The organism is Pseudomonas saudimassiliensis, assembly GCF_000939975.1.
Taxonomy (GTDB): Bacteria; Pseudomonadota; Gammaproteobacteria; order Pseudomonadales; family Pseudomonadaceae; genus Halopseudomonas; species Halopseudomonas saudimassiliensis.
The window spans coordinates 2,120,728-2,137,124 of sequence record NZ_LK391969.1 but is presented as its reverse complement, the minus strand read 5'-3'; the positions used below and the strand labels follow the sequence as shown (position 1 = coordinate 2,137,124).

General features: G+C 61.8%; 13 protein-coding genes. 10 read left to right on the top strand and 3 right to left on the bottom strand.

All coding sequences use genetic code 11. From position 1 onward, the window contains the following. Positions 1-3: 3 nt before the first annotated feature. The gene (cysS, locus tag VG99_RS09900; RefSeq protein WP_044499662.1) at positions 4-1,389 is read left to right on the top strand and encodes a cysteine--tRNA ligase; all 1,386 of its coding nucleotides are present in this window, start codon (positions 4-6) and stop codon (positions 1,387-1,389) included. A 57-nt stretch (positions 1,390-1,446) separates the two neighbouring features. Here the strand turns inward: cysS and VG99_RS09895 are convergent, their stop codons facing one another. Beyond that, positions 1,447-2,859 carry an alanine/glycine:cation symporter family protein gene (locus VG99_RS09895; RefSeq protein WP_044499661.1) on the bottom strand — a complete coding sequence of 471 codons (1,413 nt, stop codon included), beginning with the start codon at positions 2,857-2,859 and terminating at the stop codon, positions 1,447-1,449. A 152-nt stretch (positions 2,860-3,011) separates the two neighbouring features. Here VG99_RS09895 and VG99_RS09890 point away from each other — a divergent pair, with 152 nt between their 5' ends. The 4 genes from VG99_RS09890 to VG99_RS09875 all read left to right on the top strand — a co-directional run bounded on the left by VG99_RS09890 (position 3,012) and on the right by VG99_RS09875 (position 6,996). Continuing rightward, on the top strand, positions 3,012-3,920 hold the full coding sequence (locus VG99_RS09890) for an AEC family transporter (RefSeq protein WP_044499659.1): 909 nt from the start codon (positions 3,012-3,014) through the stop codon (positions 3,918-3,920). A gap of 200 nt (positions 3,921-4,120) precedes the next feature. Further along, positions 4,121-5,248, top strand: a complete 1,128-nt coding sequence (locus VG99_RS09885; protein WP_044499657.1) for an NAD(P) transhydrogenase subunit alpha — start codon at positions 4,121-4,123, stop codon at positions 5,246-5,248. Positions 5,249-5,250: 2 nt separating this feature from the next. Continuing rightward, positions 5,251-5,574 (top strand): NAD(P) transhydrogenase subunit alpha part 2, encoded by a 324-nt coding sequence (locus VG99_RS09880; protein WP_044499656.1) that lies wholly within the window; start codon positions 5,251-5,253, stop codon positions 5,572-5,574. Positions 5,575-5,580: 6 nt separating this feature from the next. Further along, the gene (locus VG99_RS09875; RefSeq protein ID WP_044499655.1) at positions 5,581-6,996 is read left to right on the top strand and encodes an NAD(P)(+) transhydrogenase (Re/Si-specific) subunit beta; all 1,416 of its coding nucleotides are present in this window, start codon (positions 5,581-5,583) and stop codon (positions 6,994-6,996) included. A 54-nt stretch (positions 6,997-7,050) separates the two neighbouring features. On the opposite strand, the gene VG99_RS09870 is transcribed toward VG99_RS09875, so the two are convergent. After that, positions 7,051-9,087, bottom strand: coding sequence for an AsmA family protein (locus tag VG99_RS09870; RefSeq protein ID WP_044499654.1), 2,037 nt, complete (start codon positions 9,085-9,087; stop codon positions 7,051-7,053). Positions 9,088-9,277: 190 nt separating this feature from the next. Beyond that, complete coding sequence (locus VG99_RS09865; protein ID WP_044499653.1) at positions 9,278-10,711, bottom strand: aldehyde dehydrogenase family protein; 1,434 nt, start codon at positions 10,709-10,711, stop codon at positions 9,278-9,280. 299 nt (positions 10,712-11,010) lie between these two features. Between VG99_RS09865 and iscR the strand changes: the two genes are divergently transcribed. The 5 genes from iscR (at position 11,011) to VG99_RS09840 (ending at position 16,395) form a co-directional block, all read left to right on the top strand. Continuing rightward, on the top strand, positions 11,011-11,490 hold the full coding sequence (iscR, locus tag VG99_RS09860) for a Fe-S cluster assembly transcriptional regulator IscR (protein WP_044499652.1): 480 nt from the start codon (positions 11,011-11,013) through the stop codon (positions 11,488-11,490). A gap of 106 nt (positions 11,491-11,596) precedes the next feature. Further along, the gene (sufB, locus tag VG99_RS09855; protein ID WP_044499651.1) at positions 11,597-13,033 is read left to right on the top strand and encodes a Fe-S cluster assembly protein SufB; all 1,437 of its coding nucleotides are present in this window, start codon (positions 11,597-11,599) and stop codon (positions 13,031-13,033) included. Positions 13,034-13,083: 50 nt separating this feature from the next. Continuing rightward, the gene (gene sufC / locus VG99_RS09850) at positions 13,084-13,833 is read left to right on the top strand and encodes a Fe-S cluster assembly ATPase SufC (protein ID WP_044499650.1); all 750 of its coding nucleotides are present in this window, start codon (positions 13,084-13,086) and stop codon (positions 13,831-13,833) included. Positions 13,834-13,835: 2 nt separating this feature from the next. Then, positions 13,836-15,149, top strand: coding sequence for a Fe-S cluster assembly protein SufD (gene sufD / locus VG99_RS09845; protein WP_044499649.1), 1,314 nt, complete (start codon positions 13,836-13,838; stop codon positions 15,147-15,149). After that, a complete protein-coding gene (locus VG99_RS09840; protein ID WP_044499648.1) occupies positions 15,142-16,395 on the top strand; it encodes an aminotransferase class V-fold PLP-dependent enzyme in 1,254 nt (417 codons plus the stop codon). Before sufD ends, VG99_RS09840 begins: the two co-directional genes overlap by 8 nt. The last annotated feature ends 2 nt before the right edge of the window (positions 16,396-16,397 follow it).

The window sequence follows — 16,397 nt, the reverse complement described above, 5'->3', positions numbered from 1 at the left end:
CCGATGGCATTGCAGGTCTATAATACCCTGAGCAAGGCCAAGGAGGCCTTCAAGCCGCTGGATGGCAACCAGGTGCGCATGTATGTGTGTGGCATGACCGTGTATGACTTCTGTCATATCGGCCATGCCCGGGTCATGGTTGCCTTCGACGTGGTGTCGCGCTGGCTGCGTTTTCGCGGCTACGAGCTGACCTACGTGCGCAACATCACCGACATCGACGACAAGATCATCCGCCGCGCCAACGAGAATGGCGAAAGCTTCCAGCAGTTGACCGAGCGGATGATCGCCGCGATGCACGAGGACGAGGCGCGGCTGAACGTGCTGCGCCCGGACCAGGAGCCGCGGGCCAGTGAGCACGTCGAGGGTATGCACCGCATGATCCAGACGCTGATCGACAAGGGCTACGCCTACGCCCCCGGCAATGGCGACGTCTATTACCGGGTCGGCAAGTTCGCCGGCTACGGCAAGCTGTCGCGCAAGCGCATCGAAGACCTGAAGATCGGTGCCCGCATCGAGGTCGATGAAGCCAAGGAAGACCCGCTGGACTTCGTGCTATGGAAGGGCGTCAAGCCGGGCGAGCCGAGCTGGCCGTCGCCCTGGGGCGATGGTCGTCCGGGTTGGCACATCGAGTGCTCGGTGATGTCCACCTGCTGCCTGGGCGATACCTTCGATATCCACGGCGGTGGTCCGGACCTGGTATTTCCGCACCATGAGAACGAGATCGCCCAGAGCGAGGCGGCCACCGGCAAGCCCTACGCCATGAGCTGGATGCATGCCGGCGCCGTGCGGGTGGATGGCGAGAAGATGTCCAAATCCCTGGGCAACTTCTTCACCATCCGCGAGGTGCTGGAAAAATACCATCCGGAAGTGGTGCGCTACCTGCTGGTGGCCAGCCACTACCGCAGCCCGATCAACTACTCGGAAGATAACCTCAAGGAAGCCAAGAGCGCCCTGGAGCGTTTCTATCGCGCCCTGAAAGGGCTGCCCGAGGCGGCGGCTGCCGGTGGCGAAGCCTTTGCTGAGCGTTTCGCCGCGGCCATGGATGACGATTTCAATACGCCGGAAGCCTGCGCCGTACTGTTCGACATGGCCCGTGAAGTCAACCGGCTGAAGGATGCCGACCTGCACGCCGCTGCCGCACTGGCCGCGCGCCTGCGCGAACTCGCCGGGGTCGTGGGAATTCTGCAGTTGGAAGCCGATGCGTTCCTGCAAGCCGACGCCTCCAGTCGGATCGACACCGCCGAGATTGAAGCGCTCATCCAGGCCCGCCTGCAGGCCAGGGCTGACAAGAACTGGGCCGAGTCCGACCGTATTCGCGATCAGTTGGCCGCAATGGGTGTGGTATTGGAAGATGCCAAGGGCGGTACCACCTGGCGTCTGCAGGACTGATTCCTCCTCCTGCCGGATGCTGCTGCGCGCAAGGCGCAGCAGCATCCGGCCTTCGCTTTATCTCCAGATATTGTCGTCGAGCTGCTTGTCCAGCTCAGGGTAATCCGCCGACTTGAAAGTGGGCACCACCCCCTGCTTGCGTTGCTCGAAATAATCCTTGGTCAATTTGCTGACCGTGCCCGACAGCAGGACGATGGCAATCAGGTTGATGGTCGCCATCAGGCCCATCGAGGCGTCTGCCGCATTGAATACCGTCAGCACCGCTTCCCGCGCGCCCCAGACAACCATAACCAGTGCGGCAATCCGCAGTATGGTAATGCCCAGGGTGTTGCCACCGCCCAGATAGATCAGCGCATTCTCCGCATAGGTGTAATTCGCCACGATGGAGGTAAAGGCGAAGAACAGAATGGCGATGGCAATGAAGTAGTTGCCGGCACTGCCGATATGGACCTCAAGCGCCTGCTGGGTCAGCTGGATGCCGGTGACACCGTTGCCCGGCTCGAGGATCCCCGATAGCAGGATCATGATCGCAGTGGCGGTACAGATGATGATGGTGTCGATAAACACCCCGGCCGCTTGCACCAGGCCCTGGGAGGAGGGGTGGTGGGGCGCCGGGGTAGCGGTGGCTGCCACGTTGGGTGCCGAGCCCATGCCCGCCTCGTTGGAAAACAGGCCGCGCTTGATGCCGTTGAGCATGGCGGCGGTAATCGAACCGGCTACGCCGCCGGCGGCTTCCTCCAGGCCGAAGGCGCTGCGGATGATTGTCATGAAGGCGCCGGGCACCTCGGTAATATTCACCGCCAGTACGAACAGCGCCATCAGGACATAGGCCGCTGCCATGAAGGGCACCACATATTCAGCGAAGCGGGCAACCGAACGCAGCCCACCGAAGATCACCACGCCGGCGCACGCCGCGATGGCCAGACCGACCCAGACCTTAGGTAGACCGAAGGCGCTTTCCATGGCGTCAGCGATGGAGTTGGCCTGCACCGCATTGAAGATCAGTCCAAATGACAGGATCAGGCTCACCGCGAAGATCGCGCCTGCCCAAGGCGCTTTCAGTCCCTTGGCTATATAGAAAGCCGGGCCGCCACGGTACTGCCCCTTGCGGTCCCGCACCTTGTAGAGTTGCGCCAGGGTGCTTTCGGCATAGCCGGTCGCCATGCCCACCAGGGCCACAATCCACATCCAGAAGATGGCACCGGCGCCACCGAGGTAGAGCGCGACCGCCACCCCGGCGATATTGCCGGTCCCGACCCGGGAGGCGAGGCTGGTGCACAACGCCTGGAACGGGGAAATGCCGTGCTTGTCGCTCTGCCGGGCTCCCAGAATGGCGCGAACCATTTCCCCGAAGTGACGAAACTGAATGAAGCCAAGACGCAGGGTGAAGAATACCCCCACGCCCAATAGCCCGTAGATCAGTACGTAGCCCCAGAAAATGTTGTTCAGGAAATCGATGATTGCATTCATTAGCGTTCCTTTCGCGCGGTTGAAATGAGAATGTAGTCGTTGCGCTGGTATCCGCCACCGGGGCGGGGGATTGTCGGGCCACATTCTCGCATCATCCTGTTACACTTGCCTCCCCTGATTCGGACCCATGTCCGAGATGTCTGGAGATATAGATGGTCGTCGTCAATGCCCTGGTACCGGTTTTTGGTTTGATCTTTCTGGGCTGGTTTCTTGGCGCACGTCGCGTTATCCCCGTCGAGGGCCAGCAGACGCTGGGCATCATCACCTTCAAGCTGTTCATGCCGGTGCTGCTGTTTTCCGGCCTCGCCCGGGCCGATCTGGGCGAAGCACTTTCGCCCTTGTTGCTGATTCGCTACTACCTTCCAGCCTTCGTCGTGTTCATCCTGGTCAACCTGCTGGTACATCGGCGGTTGGGCCGACCGTCTTCCATGGGGCTGGCGGCCAGCTACTCCAACAATGTCCTGGTGGGTATTCCCCTGATCACGGTGATGCTGGGCGCGGATAGCCTGGTTTACCTGTTTGCCATCCTGGCATTCCACAGCCTGCTGCTGTTTACCTTGCAAAGCATCTATAACGCCTTCTGGGGTAACCAGGGCGATGGCAGGATCGACATCCGGGGATTGCTCGCCAGTCTCGCCAACCCGCTTATCATCGGATTGTTCATCGGCGGGTTGGTGAATCTCTCCGGTATTCCCATCCCGCAACCGCTGTGGCATATCGTCGAGATGCTGGCTGCGGCGGCGCTGCCGGTCGCGTTGCTGATGCTGGGTTTGAACCTGGCGAGCTATCGGCTCTACCTGAGCGGCACCATGGCCATGCTGACCGCTGCCAAGCTGGTGATCTTTCCGCTGTTGGTGCTGGGGGCGGGCTGGTTGATACCGGGGCTGAGCGCGGAGGCGCGTACGGTGCTGGTATTGATGGCCGCCTGTCCAACCGGGATCAATGTCCTGGCGTTCGCCATGGGCCGGGAAGATACCCGCATACTCGGATCGGTGATTTTCCTGTCGACGGTGATGGCGGCCGTCACGCTGCCGGTGTGGCTAATGGTGCTCGTCGATTGACTATCCCGGACTGTGCAGCGAATATGCCTGAATCCGACGGAAAAATGAGTAAATCCCCTGTTTGCGTCCTTCCCAGTGGAAAAATTGTCCGCAATTGCCCGCTTTTTTTCATTTGCACTACAAAAGTCTAGTTGCTCTTGGTGTATCCTTGCTCCCCGTTTTTCAGTGAATAAAACAAACAAGTAGGAAAAGGAGACCCCATGCCGGTCAGTCTGTTTGTCCCCGGGGAAACACGCGAACACGAGAAACGTGTAGCTCTGGTCCCCTCCGTCGCCGCCAAGTTGGCAAAGCTGGGCATTGAATGTTCCTTGCAACCGGGCGCAGGCCTGGCAGCTCGGATTCCCGACAGTGCCTTTGAGAAGGAAGGGGTGCAGATTACCTCCGCTCCGGCTAACGCTCAGCTGGTTTTCCGGGTCCAACCCCCGGAACTGGCAGATATCGAGCAGATGGCGCCGGGCACGGTATTGTGCTGCTTCGTCTATGCCCACCGCGAGCCGGAAATCGTCAAGGCACTGCGTGACCGCCAGATTACCTGCTTCGCCATGGAGCTGGTGCCGCGTATTACCCGCGCCCAGGCCATGGACGCGCTGTCCTCCCAGGCCGCGCTGACGGGTTACGCCGCCGGCCTGATGGCCGCCACCAGCCTCAACCGCATCCTGCCGATGATGACCACCGCCGTGGGCTCCCTGCGTCCGGCCAAGGTACTGGTCATGGGGGCTGGCGTTGCCGGCCTGCAGGCCCTGGCTACCGCCAAGCGCCTGGGTGCCATGATCGAAGGGTACGACGTACGTGCCGAGGTGAAGGAGCAGGTGGAATCGGTGGGCGGCAAGTTCGTCGATACCGGGGTCTCCGCCAGCGGCGAGGGCGGTTACGCCCGCGAGCTGACCGACGAGGAAAAGGCCCAGGTGGAGAAGGTGGTTACCCGCCATATCCAGCAGGCTGACGCTGTCATCACCACCGCTGCCATTCCGGGCCGCCCCAGCCCGAAGATCATCAGCGAAGCGCAGATCATGGGCATGAAACCGGGTGCGGTGATTATCGACCTGGCAGCGGAAGGCGGCGGTAACACTCCGCTGACCGTACCGGGTGAGACCGTGGAAGTGGGGCCGGCGACTATTGTTGCGCCGCTCAACGTCCCGAGCCGCCTGGCTGAACACGCCTCCGAGCTGTACGCCCGCAACCTGCAGAACCTGGTCGGCCTGATGGTCAAGGATGGCGAGCTGGCCATCGACTGGGAAGACGAGATTCTGGCCGGTGCGGTGCTGACCCATGCCGGTGAAATCCGCAACGAGGCCGCTCGCAAGGCCATCGAATCCGCCGAGGGATAATCATGGATCCAGTAACTACTATTACCGGCTTTGTCGCCCTGTATATCTTCATGCTGGCTGCGTTTACCGGCTACGAGATCATCGGTCGGGTACCGGCCATTCTGCACACGCCGCTGATGTCCGGCTCCAACTTCGTCCACGGCATCGTGGTGGTTGGCGCGATGTGGGCGTTGCTGAACGCCGGCTCCACCCTGGAGCAGGTGATTGGCTTCTTTGGCGTGCTGCTCGGTGCGGGTAACGCTGCCGGCGGCTATGTGGTAACCGAGCGCATGCTGGAGATGTTCAAGCCCAGCAACAAGCGCCCAGGTACAGCGGACAAGGAATAACAACAGATGAGTCAATTTATAATCGAAGCCGTTTATTTCCTCACGGCACTGCTGTTCATCTACGGTCTCAAACGCATGGCCAGTCCGGTCACCGCACGCTCGGGTATCCTGATTGCCGGTATCGGTATGGTGCTGGCTGTGCTGGCTGCCTTCCTTTACGGCTTCAACGTACGCGAAGCGGCCCAGGAACACCTGACCATGAACGTGGCCCTGGTGCTGATTGCGCTGGGTCTGGGCCTGGGTTGGGCCTGGTACAGCGGCAAGAAGGTCGCCATGACCGACATGCCGCAGATGGTCGCACTGTACAACGGCATGGGTGGCGGCGCGGCCGCCGCGATTGCCGCTACGGAGCTGTTTTCCGGTAACGCGCAGGTCCACGGCGTGGTGGTGTCGGTGCTCGCGGTACTCGGGGGCCTGATCGGTGCGGTGGCGCTGTCCGGCTCGCTGGTTGCCTGGGCCAAGCTCGATGGCCGCATGAACGGCGTGATCCGCCTGCCGGCGCAACAGCTGATCAACGCGGTGCTCTTCCTCGGCTCGCTGGCCCTGGGTGCGTACATCGTCGTGACTGGCATCAATGGCGTCATTTCCTTCCCGCTGATCGCCCTGTTCTTCATCCTGGCGCTGGCACTGGGTGTACTCTTGACCACACCGATCGGCGGCGCCGACATGCCGGTGGTGATCTCCCTGTACAACGCCTTTACCGGTCTGGCGGTCGCCTTTGAGGGCTTCGTGCTGCAGAACCCAGCGATGATCATTGCCGGTACCGTGGTCGGCTCGGCGGGTACTCTGCTGACGCTGATGATGGCCAAGGCGATGAACCGTCCGGTCAGCAACGTGATCTTCAGCCAGTTTGGCGGTAGCGATGATGACGGTGGCGAGATCGAAGGTACCATGAAGGCGGCGGACGCCTCCGATGCGGCAATCGCCATGTACTACGCCAGCAAGGTGATCATCGTTCCGGGCTACGGCCTGGCAGTGGCCCAGGCACAGCACAAGCTGTACGAGTTCGTGAAACTGCTGCAGAAGCAGGGCGTGGACGTGGCCTTCGCCATTCACCCGGTTGCCGGTCGTATGCCCGGCCACATGAACGTACTGCTGGCTGAAGCGGGCGTGCCCTACGACATCATCCATGACCTGGAAGATATCAACGAGGACTTCCCTCAGGCCGACGTGGCCATCGTGCTGGGTGCCAACGACGTGGTCAACCCGGCCGCCCGTCATCGCAAATCCAGCCCGATCTACGGCATGCCGATCCTCAACGTCGACATGGCCCGCCAGGCCTACGTGGTCAAGCGTGGCCAGGGCAAGGGTTACTCCGGCGTGGAGAACGAACTGTTCTTCGCCGAGAATACCTCCATGGTCTACGGCGATGCACAGAAAGTAATGGTACAGATGATCGAAGCGGTGAAATCGCTGGGCTGATTCTGTCCTGCGCGGTAACCGGAAGGGGCTTCGTTAACGCGAAGCCCCTTTTTTTTATTCCGCGCGCATCTGCTGCAGAAACGCCCCACACTGGTTGGCCTGTTCGCCGCTGGGGGCGATCAGTGCCAGCAGGGCGGCCGGCGGTGCTAGTGCACCCAGCGCCAGCGCGCCAACGCCACGCAGCGCCAAGGGCCCGGCGTGCACCCCCGGGCTCGGCTCGCTAAAGGTGCCCTGCACGTAGAGCGGAGAGCGCAGGGAGATGATGCGCATGCCCTTGGAGCTGGGGGCGATGTCCAGATCCAGTTCTTCGCTGGCGAAGTTCACCGTACCGTCAATCTCGATCAACGCGTTCTCGGTATCCAGGACAAACAGCGGGGTGCTCATCAGGCCGTCGTCGAGCGCAAGGTCGGCTACTGCGCAATTGATCTGCACGTCCTCATCACCGAATAGCTTACCCATCACATAGTTACCCACGTTGAGCCCGGCAATTTCCATCAGGCCGCGGCTCACCGTACCGTCATTGATCACCATCCGTACCGTCCCGTCGGCGCTGCCCAATAGGGCTGCCACCGAGTTGCCGCTCCCGCGCAGCTCGGCATCGCCATTGAGTTCGCCCAGGCTGGTCTGCATGGGTGCGAAGCTGGGCGCGAGCTCCTTGAGTCTGAAGCCCCGTGCCTTCAGATTTGCCCGGCCTTGCAAGGGAGTATTGGTCCCGTTGAGCTCGATTTCAGCATTGAGTGTGCCACCGGCTATACCAAACTTGAGCGGTGACAGGTGCAAGTGCCCGTCATCCAGCACGACGTGGGCGTCCAGATCCGTGATGGGCAGCTTCTCGCTGTGCACGATGCGCTGGCCGCGCACGCGCACATCGGCGTCCATCGCCCGCCAGCGCTCGGTGCGGAACTCCTCGACCGGCAGCACCTTGTCCGCGGGCTGCCGAGTGTCGCTACCCCGGGCTTCTTTCTCCGCATTGGAGTCGGCCCCGATCAACGGCGCCAGGTCGGTGAACAGCAGCTGCCTGGAGACCACTTCGCCGGACAGTTTGGGCCGCGGCTCCCCGGCCATGTAGGTTAGGTCGCCGTGTATATCGCTGTCGCCGATGCGCCCGTTGAAATCCTGGTAGCGGTAAGTGGCGCCTTCCTCGTTCTGCAGTTGCGCGGTCAGCCGGCCGTCGGTGGAATACGGCGGGCTGTCCGGCAGGGTGACGCCGGTCAGCGGGTACAGGTTGCCCAGGCTGGTGCCAGACAGGCGCAGCTGCAGGTCCAGTGCGCCCAGATTGAGTGGATCGGTCAAGGTGCCCGCCAGGCGAATTCGGGTGGAGCCAGCGCGGACGTCAGCCTCCAGGGGAAACGGCAATGTCGCATCCTGCAGCGCCAATAACCCGCCGATCTTGCCCTGGCCCTCGACCGCCTGCTGCTGGTAGCGGCCCTGGGCGCGCCAAGCGAAGGCATAGTTCTGGGGCGCGGCGGTGGCTGGCTGCTCCGTGTCGCCGACGATGTCGCTGAAGGCAATGGGCTCGCCCAGCGGCTCGACCTCCAGCTCCAGTTGGAGCTTGCTCACCGCATCGTCGATGCTGATCTGCCCCTGATCGAAGCCAATGGTGCCGATATCCAGCACCCAGGGCTCGGATTGCTCCGCTGGGTCTTCTTCCTCGGCGCCCAGGTCAAAGGCCCAGTTATTGCGCCCGTCTTCCAGGCGCTGGATATTAACGACCGGCCCCTGCACATCGATACGGGGAATGGTGACGGTTTTCGCCAGCAGCGGCAGCAGGCCCAGCCGCAGCTCGGCGCGCTGGAGGCTGACAAAGGTGTCGCCTTCGGCCCAGTCCGGATTACCCAACAGCAGCTGCTCGGCCGCAATATGCGGCCAGGGCACCCAGGCGCGCCAACCATTTGACTCGGGCTCCCGGCGCCAGGCCACCGACAGATCGCCCTCGATGGCAAAGGGGCGGTCCAGCGCGGCCGACACCTGTTCGTTGATGGTCGGCTTGAGCACGTTCCAGTTGAACAGCCACAGAAACAGCGCCAGCGCCACCACCAGCAGCACCAGCACGCCCACTAACCAGAGGAAAAAACGTCTAACGCGCGCCATACCCCATTTGCTCCCTAACCTGCACTTGATAGCGTCAGGGTTCAGACTAGCAAACTCGGGAGCGATGCGACGTAGACTTTGGCTGCTACAGATATAACAGCGGGGGACGGGGAAGGGATAAGGGAGAGGCGCGCGGATGCGTGCTGGGGGAAGCCTGCCGGTGCAGCGTACGCCGCACCGGCGAGGTTCATCAGCTAGCTGCGTAGTAGCCGAAGATGGATTTCACTTCCAGGAAGTCCTCAAAGCCGTAGTGACCCCACTCACGACCATTGCCGGACTCCTTGTAGCCGCCGAAGGGCGCGTCGTTGTCCAGCGGGGCGCCGTTCAGGTGCACCATGCCGGTACGGATCTGGCGAGCGACATTGCGGGCGCGATCCAGATCGGCCGAGGACACGTAGCCGGACAGGCCGTAACGGGTGTCGTTGGCGATGCGGATGGCGTCGGCCTCATCCTCGTAGCCGATGATCGACAAGACTGGCCCGAAGATTTCCTCGCGGGCGATGGTCATGTCGGTGGTCACGTGGCTGAAGATGGTCGGCTGAACATAGTAGCCCTTGTCCAGACCCTCTGGACGGCCCGGGCCGCCCACCACCAGATTGGCACCTTCTTCGATACCCTTGGTGATCAGCTCCTGGATCTTGTTCCACTGGGCTTTGGATACGACCGGGCCAATGGTGGTGTCCGGCGCATCCGGCGCGCCGGCCTTGACCTTGGCGGCGACCGCCTTGGCAATCTCCACGACCTCGTCCATGCGGCTGTTGGGGACCAGCAGGCGGGTCGGAGCATTACAGGACTGGCCGCTGTTGTTCATGCAGGACATCACGCCGTGGGCGACCATTTTCTCGAGGTTGACGTCGTCGAGCAGGATATTGGCCGACTTGCCGCCCAGCTCCAATGCCACACGCTTGATGGTCTCGGCACCGTTCTTCATCACCTGGCGGCCAGCGCCGGTGGAGCCGGTGAAGGACATCATATCGATATCCGGGTGTGCGGACATGGCCGAGCCCACGGTCGGGCCATCGCCGTTGACCAGGTTGAATACCCCGGCCGGCACGCCGGCTTCATCCAGCACTTCGGCCAGCAGCAGGGCGGACAGCGGCGCGACTTCGGAGGGCTTCAGGACCATGGTGCAGCCGGTAGCCAGCGCCGGGGCAATCTTGCAGGCCAGCTGGTTGATCGGCCAGTTCCAGGGGGTAATCAGACCGCATACGCCGATCGGCTCCTTGACCACCAGGGTGTTGCCGATGCGCTCTTCGAATTCGAATTCCTTCAACGCCTTCAGCGCGGCGGCGAAATGACCGGTGCCGGAGGGGGCCTGGGCGTATTTGGACAGCTTGGCCGGTGCGCCCATCTCCAGGGTGATCGCCTCGGCGAAGTCGGCGCTGCGGCGCTGGTAGATCTCCAGGATGCGTTCCAGCAGGGCGATGCGGTCTTCGCGGCTGGTCCGGGAGTAGGTCTCGAAGGCGGCGCGGGCCGCAGCCACAGCGGCGTTGACGTCTTCTTCATTACCCAGGGCGATGGTCGCAACCACCTCCTCGGTGGCGGGATTGATCACGTCAACCGTGCGATCACCCTTGGGCTCTACCCACTGGCCGTTGATATAGAATTGTTTTTCGTGGCTCATTGATCAGGACTCCTGATGGGACATAATCGTTAAAGTGGCAAAACAATACACGTAATTGGCATTTGTATCAGCTGTTTGCGTTTAATTTTCCCCAGCAGAACATGTGCCGGCTTTCACTTCAAGGGTTCGGGCAATAACTCTATACTACGTCCCGGGAAATCGCTGCAGTCTCAGTGCTGGCTGAGGGAGACGGCGTTAACAAGCGGTTTCTATTGCCCCTATAGCCAGGCCCAATACTTGACTAAAACAGTGGGATATTGCATAGTTCGGGTCATGAAAAAACCTGACACGGGTGTCATATGCGTCTGACCACCAAGGGCCGCTACGCGGTCACAGCGATGCTGGATCTGGCTCTCCATGAGGACCAGGGACCGATCACGCTGGCGGATATCTCCCTGCGCCAGGGTGTCTCCGTCTCCTACCTTGAGCAGCTGTTTGCCAAGCTGCGGCGCAGCAAGCTGGTAGAGAGTGTAAGGGGGCCCGGAGGTGGGTACCGTTTGGCCGGCGGCGCGGCGGCGATCAACGTCGCGCAGATCGTGGAAGCGGTGAACGACTCCATGGACGCGACGCGGTGCCTGGGTAAGGGCGATTGTCAGCACGGCGACGTGTGCCTGACGCATTATTTATGGACGGATCTGAGCGAGCGTCTGCGCCAGTTTCTCGGTGATATTACGCTTGCTGACCTGGTTTCCCGTGAGGACATTCAGCGTGTGCGTACCCGGCAGGACAGGGGCGCCGCCATCAACCAGGACGCTTTGAACCTGGAACGCATCATCTGACGGCCAACCGCCGTACGAACTAGAGAGTAATACCCGCAGAGGTATTGCAGCCTGACACACAGTGCAACCCCCGCCATGGCGGTGGCTGCAGGATCGAGGTGATACCGTGACTCAAGAAGTCGAGAACCTTATCAAGTCGGATTACGCCGCCGGCTTCCACACCGATATCGAATCTGACACCTTGCCGCCAGGCCTTGATGAAGACGTCATCCGCTTCATCTCGGCGCGCAAGGAAGAGCCCGAGTGGATGCTCGAGTGGCGGTTGAAGGCCTATCGTGCCTGGGTAGAGATGGAAGAGCCGACCTGGGCCCACGTGCATTATCCGGAAATCGATTTCCAGAGCATTTCCTACTTTTCCGCGCCCAAGAGCATGGCTGACCGGCCGAAGAGCTTGGCCGAGGTTGATCCCGAACTGCTGGCGACCTACGAGAAACTCGGCATCCCGCTGCACGAGCAGGAAGCCCTGGCCGGCGTGGCGATGGATGTGGTCTTCGACTCGGTCTCGGTAGTGACCACCTTCCGCGAGAAGCTGCAGGAAGCGGGTGTCATCTTCTGCCCGATCAGCGAAGCCATCCGCCGCTACCCCGATCTGGTCAAACAGTATCTGGGCACCGTTGTCCCGCAGAAGGACAACTACTATGCCGCGCTGAACTCGGCGGTGTTCTCCGATGGCTCCTTTGTCTACATCCCCAAGGGCGTACGCTGTCCGATGGAGCTGTCGACCTACTTCCGCATCAACGAACTGAATACCGGGCAGTTCGAGCGGACCCTGATCATCGCCGACGAAGGCTCCCATGTCAGCTACCTGGAAGGTTGCACCGCGCCCATGCGCGATGAAAATCAGCTGCATGCCGCCGTGGTCGAACTGGTCGCCCTTGATGGCGCGCAGATCAAGTACTCCACGGTTCAGAACTGGTACCCCGGCGATGCGGAAGGCAAGGGCGGTATCTACAACTTCGTGACCAAGCGCGGCGTTGCCCACACCAACGCGAAGATCTCCTGGACCCAGGTGGAGACCGGCTCGGCGGTGACCTGGAAATACCCCAGCTGCATCCTCAAGGGTGATAACAGCGTCGGCGAGTTCTACTCCGTTGCGCTGACCAACAATTTCCAGCAGGCCGATACCGGCACCAAGATGATCCATCTTGGCAAGAACACCCGCTCGACCATTGTTGCCAAAGGGATTTCCGCCGGCCGCAGCAACAGCTCCTACCGCGGACTGGTGCGCATCAACCCCGGTGCCGAGGGTGCCCGCAACTTCACCCAGTGCGACTCGCTGTTGATCGGCGACCGCTGCGGTGCGCACACCTTCCCGTACATCGAGAGCAAGAACCCCAGCGCGGTCATCGAACACGAAGCGACCACCTCCAAGGTCAGCGACGATCAGATGTTCCTCTGCCAACAGCGCGGGCTGGATGCCGAGAAGGCCGTCTCCATGATCGTCAACGGCTTCTGCCGCGACGTGTTCAAGGAGCTGCCGATGGAATTTGCGGTGGAAGCGGGCAAGTTGCTGGAAGTCAGTCTGGAAGGTTCGGTGGGTTGATCCACGGCGAGCCGGCAAGAAGAATCCATATAGATTATCAGGCGTAAAATATGTTATCGATCAAAGGGTTGCACGCGAAAGTTGAAGAAAAGGATATCCTCAAGGGTCTGGATATCGAGATCAATCCGGGTGAGGTCCATGCCATCATGGGGCCCAACGGCTCGGGCAAGAGTACCCTCGGCAACGTACTGTCCGGCCGTCCCGGCTACGAGGCCACCGGCGGCAGCGTACTCTTCAAGGGCCAGGACCTGCTGGAACTGGATACCGAAGAGCGCGCCCGCGAAGGCATCTTCCTGGCATTCCAGTACCCGGTGGAAATCCCCGGCGTCAGCAACATGGAGTTTCTCAAGGTCTCCGTGGATGCCATGCGCAAGCACAAGGGTCTGCCGGAGCTGTCCGCGGTCGAGTTCATGAAACTCGCCCGGGAAACCAGCAAGCGTGTTGACCTGGATGCCAACTTTCTCAAGCGCGGCGTGAACGAAGGTTTCTCCGGCGGCGAGAAGAAGCGTAACGAGATCATGCAGATGATGCTGCTTGAGCCCGACCTGTGCATCCTCGATGAAACCGACTCCGGTCTGGACATCGACGCCCTGCAGGTGGTTGCCGATGGCGTGAACTCCATGCGCGACGGCAAGCGCAGCTTCATCGTCGTCACCCACTACCAGCGTCTGCTGGACTACATCGTGCCTGACTACGTGCATGTGCTGGCCGGCGGCCGCATCGTCAAATCCGGCACCAAGGATCTGGCGCTGGAACTGGAAGCCAAAGGCTACGGCTGGCTGGAAAATGGAGAAGGCTGACTATGTCCGACTTTCAACAACAGGCCCTGACGCTGGCCGCAGAGCAGCATAGCCCTGAGTGGCTGACTGAACTGCGCGCGCGGGGTACTGACGTCTGGTCGACCGCCAAATGGCCGACACGCAAGACCGAGGCATGGAAATATACCTCGCTGAACCCGCTGCAGACTGATACCCCGGCCCAGTGGGCCCGCGTCGACGACTGCGCCTGGCAGCAGGCGATCGATCCGATTGCCCTGGACGCCACCCGCCTGGTCTTCATCAACGGGCATTTTTCCCGCGAGCATTCCAGTGAACTGCCCGCCGGGGTAGTGCGTTTCAGCGAGGCGGACGCTAGCCAGCAGGCGCTGATCCGCCAGCACCTGGGTACGGTTGCCAATACCTCCGAGCACCTGTTCGTCGCCCTGAGCGACGCCTGGGCCGCTGACGGCATCCTGCTGCACGTGCCCCGTGGCGCGCGGCTGGAAAGGCCGGTGTATATACTCAACGTTGCCACTCCGGAAGCGCAGCCGGCGGTCAGCAGCCAGCGGGTACTGGTGGTGCTGGAGGACAACAGCGAGGCCGAGCTGATTGAACATTACGTGTCCGGCAGCGAAAAGCAGAACCTGTTCGTCAACAGCCACACCGAAGTGATCGTGGGCAACAACGCGCAGGTCCAGCACTACCGCATCAACCTCGAGCAGGAAGACCTGTTGCACGTGGGTGGGGTGCACATCGACCTGCATCGGGACGCGCGCTTCCTCGGCTTCACCCTGGCCCAGGGCAGCCGGCTCAAGCGTATCGACTACCACGTGAACCACCGTGGCGAAGGCGCGCACCTGGGGCTCAACGGGGTCTATCTGCCGCGTAACAAGCAGCTGATCGACTACCACACCAACGTGGAGCACCGGGTACCCAACTGCACCACCGACGAGGTGTTCCGCGGCATCATCGGCGATTCGGCCAAGGCTGTGTTCAATGGGCGCATCCACATTCACCAGGATGCCCAGAAGACCCTGGCCGAGCTCAGCAACAAGAATCTGCTGACATCGCCCACTGCCGAGATCAACACCAAGCCGGAACTGGAGATCTACGCCGACGACGTGCGCTGCGCCCACGGCGCGACCATTGCCCAGCTGGATGACACCTCGGTGTTCTATCTGCAGAGCCGTGGCGTGACCCGTGCCGATGCGATCCGCATGCTCAGCTTCGGCTTCATCAACGAGCTGATCGACCAGGTGCCGGAGCAGGCCATCCAGGACTACCTGCGTCCACGCCTGACCGCGCTGTTTGGCGAGAGCCAGCAGGGCGACGAGCTGGGGCAGATGCGTTATGAGTGATCTGGCCACCGAGCGCCGCACCGCTTTCAACGCCGAGCAGGTCCGCCAGGACTTTCCGATCCTGCAGCAGGAAGTGCACGGCAAGCCCTTGGTCTACCTGGATAACGCAGCCACCACCCAGAAGCCCGAGGCGGTGATCCAGGCGATCGTGGATTACTATCGCAAGGACAACAGCAACGTCCACCGCGGCGCCCACGCCCTGGCCGAGCGGGCCACCGACAAGTTCGAGCAGGCGCGGGTCAAGGTGGCGGGGCTGATCAATGCCGCCGAACCGCGGGAGATCATCTGGACCCGGGGCACCTCCGAGAGCATCAACCTGGTTGCGGCCAGCTGGGGGCGCAGCCAGCTGCGCGAAGGCGATCGCATCCTGGTCTCGGCCATGGAGCACCACTCCAATATCGTGCCGTGGCAGATGATTGCCGGGCAGATGGGTGCCAGCGTCGAGCCTATCCCGGTGACCAATGACGGCACGCTAGACCTGGCTGCCTTGCAAAGCATGCTCGATGAGCGGGTACGCATGGTGGCCTGTGGGCACGTATCCAACGCCCTGGGCAGCGTCAATCCGGTGGAGGAAATAGTACGCCTGGCCCATTCGGTGGGCGCCCTCTGCCTGCTCGACGGGGCCCAGGCCATGAGTCATCTCCAGGTCGACGTCCAGGCGCTGGATTGCGACTTCTATGTATTCTCGGCGCACAAGATGTTCGGTCCGACCGGCGTCGGTGTGCTCTATGGCAAGGCTGCCATCCTGGAAGCCATGCCGCCCTACCAGGGCGGCGGCGAGATGATCGAGACGGTCAGTTTCGCCGGCACCACCTACAACCAGCTGCCCTACAAGTTCGAAGCCGGCACGCCGGACATCGCCGGGGTGATTGCCCTCGGGGCGGCGGTGGACTACCTGCAAAGCCTGGATCGGGATGGCGCCGAGCGCCACGAGCAGGATCTGCTGGAGTACGCGGAGGCCAAGGCCCGCGCTATGCCCGGCATCACCCTGGTGGGTACCGCCGCCAAACGTACCGGCGTGCTGAGCTTTCTCATGGACGGCACCCATCCCCACGATGTGGGCATGCTGCTGGACCAGCAGGGCGTCGCCGTGCGTACCGGCAACCATTGCGCGCAGCCGATCATGGATCAGCTGGGCATCCCGGGTACGGTGCGCGCCAGTTTCTGTTTCTACAACACCCGGGCCGATATCGATCGTCTGTTCGAAGCATTGGCCAAGGCGAAACAGTTCCTTGTCGAGGAGTAGAG

What these genes read in the sequence shown, in the direction of transcription:
- cysS (WP_044499662.1), top strand. Translation starts at nt 4, where the DNA reads ATGGCATTGCAGGTCTATAATACCCTGAGCAAGGCCAAGGAGGCCTTC.
- VG99_RS09895 (WP_044499661.1), bottom strand. Translation starts at nt 2,859, where the DNA reads ATGAATGCAATCATCGATTTCCTGAACAACATTTTCTGGGGCTACGTA.
- VG99_RS09890 (WP_044499659.1), top strand. Translation starts at nt 3,012, where the DNA reads ATGGTCGTCGTCAATGCCCTGGTACCGGTTTTTGGTTTGATCTTTCTG.
- VG99_RS09885 (WP_044499657.1), top strand. Translation starts at nt 4,121, where the DNA reads ATGCCGGTCAGTCTGTTTGTCCCCGGGGAAACACGCGAACACGAGAAA.
- VG99_RS09880 (WP_044499656.1), top strand. Translation starts at nt 5,251, where the DNA reads ATGGATCCAGTAACTACTATTACCGGCTTTGTCGCCCTGTATATCTTC.
- VG99_RS09875 (WP_044499655.1), top strand. Translation starts at nt 5,581, where the DNA reads ATGAGTCAATTTATAATCGAAGCCGTTTATTTCCTCACGGCACTGCTG.
- VG99_RS09870 (WP_044499654.1), bottom strand. Translation starts at nt 9,087, where the DNA reads ATGGCGCGCGTTAGACGTTTTTTCCTCTGGTTAGTGGGCGTGCTGGTG.
- VG99_RS09865 (WP_044499653.1), bottom strand. Translation starts at nt 10,711, where the DNA reads ATGAGCCACGAAAAACAATTCTATATCAACGGCCAGTGGGTAGAGCCC.
- iscR (WP_044499652.1), top strand. Translation starts at nt 11,011, where the DNA reads ATGCGTCTGACCACCAAGGGCCGCTACGCGGTCACAGCGATGCTGGAT.
- sufC (WP_044499650.1), top strand. Translation starts at nt 13,084, where the DNA reads ATGTTATCGATCAAAGGGTTGCACGCGAAAGTTGAAGAAAAGGATATC.
- sufD (WP_044499649.1), top strand. Translation starts at nt 13,836, where the DNA reads ATGTCCGACTTTCAACAACAGGCCCTGACGCTGGCCGCAGAGCAGCAT.
- VG99_RS09840 (WP_044499648.1), top strand. Translation starts at nt 15,142, where the DNA reads ATGAGTGATCTGGCCACCGAGCGCCGCACCGCTTTCAACGCCGAGCAG.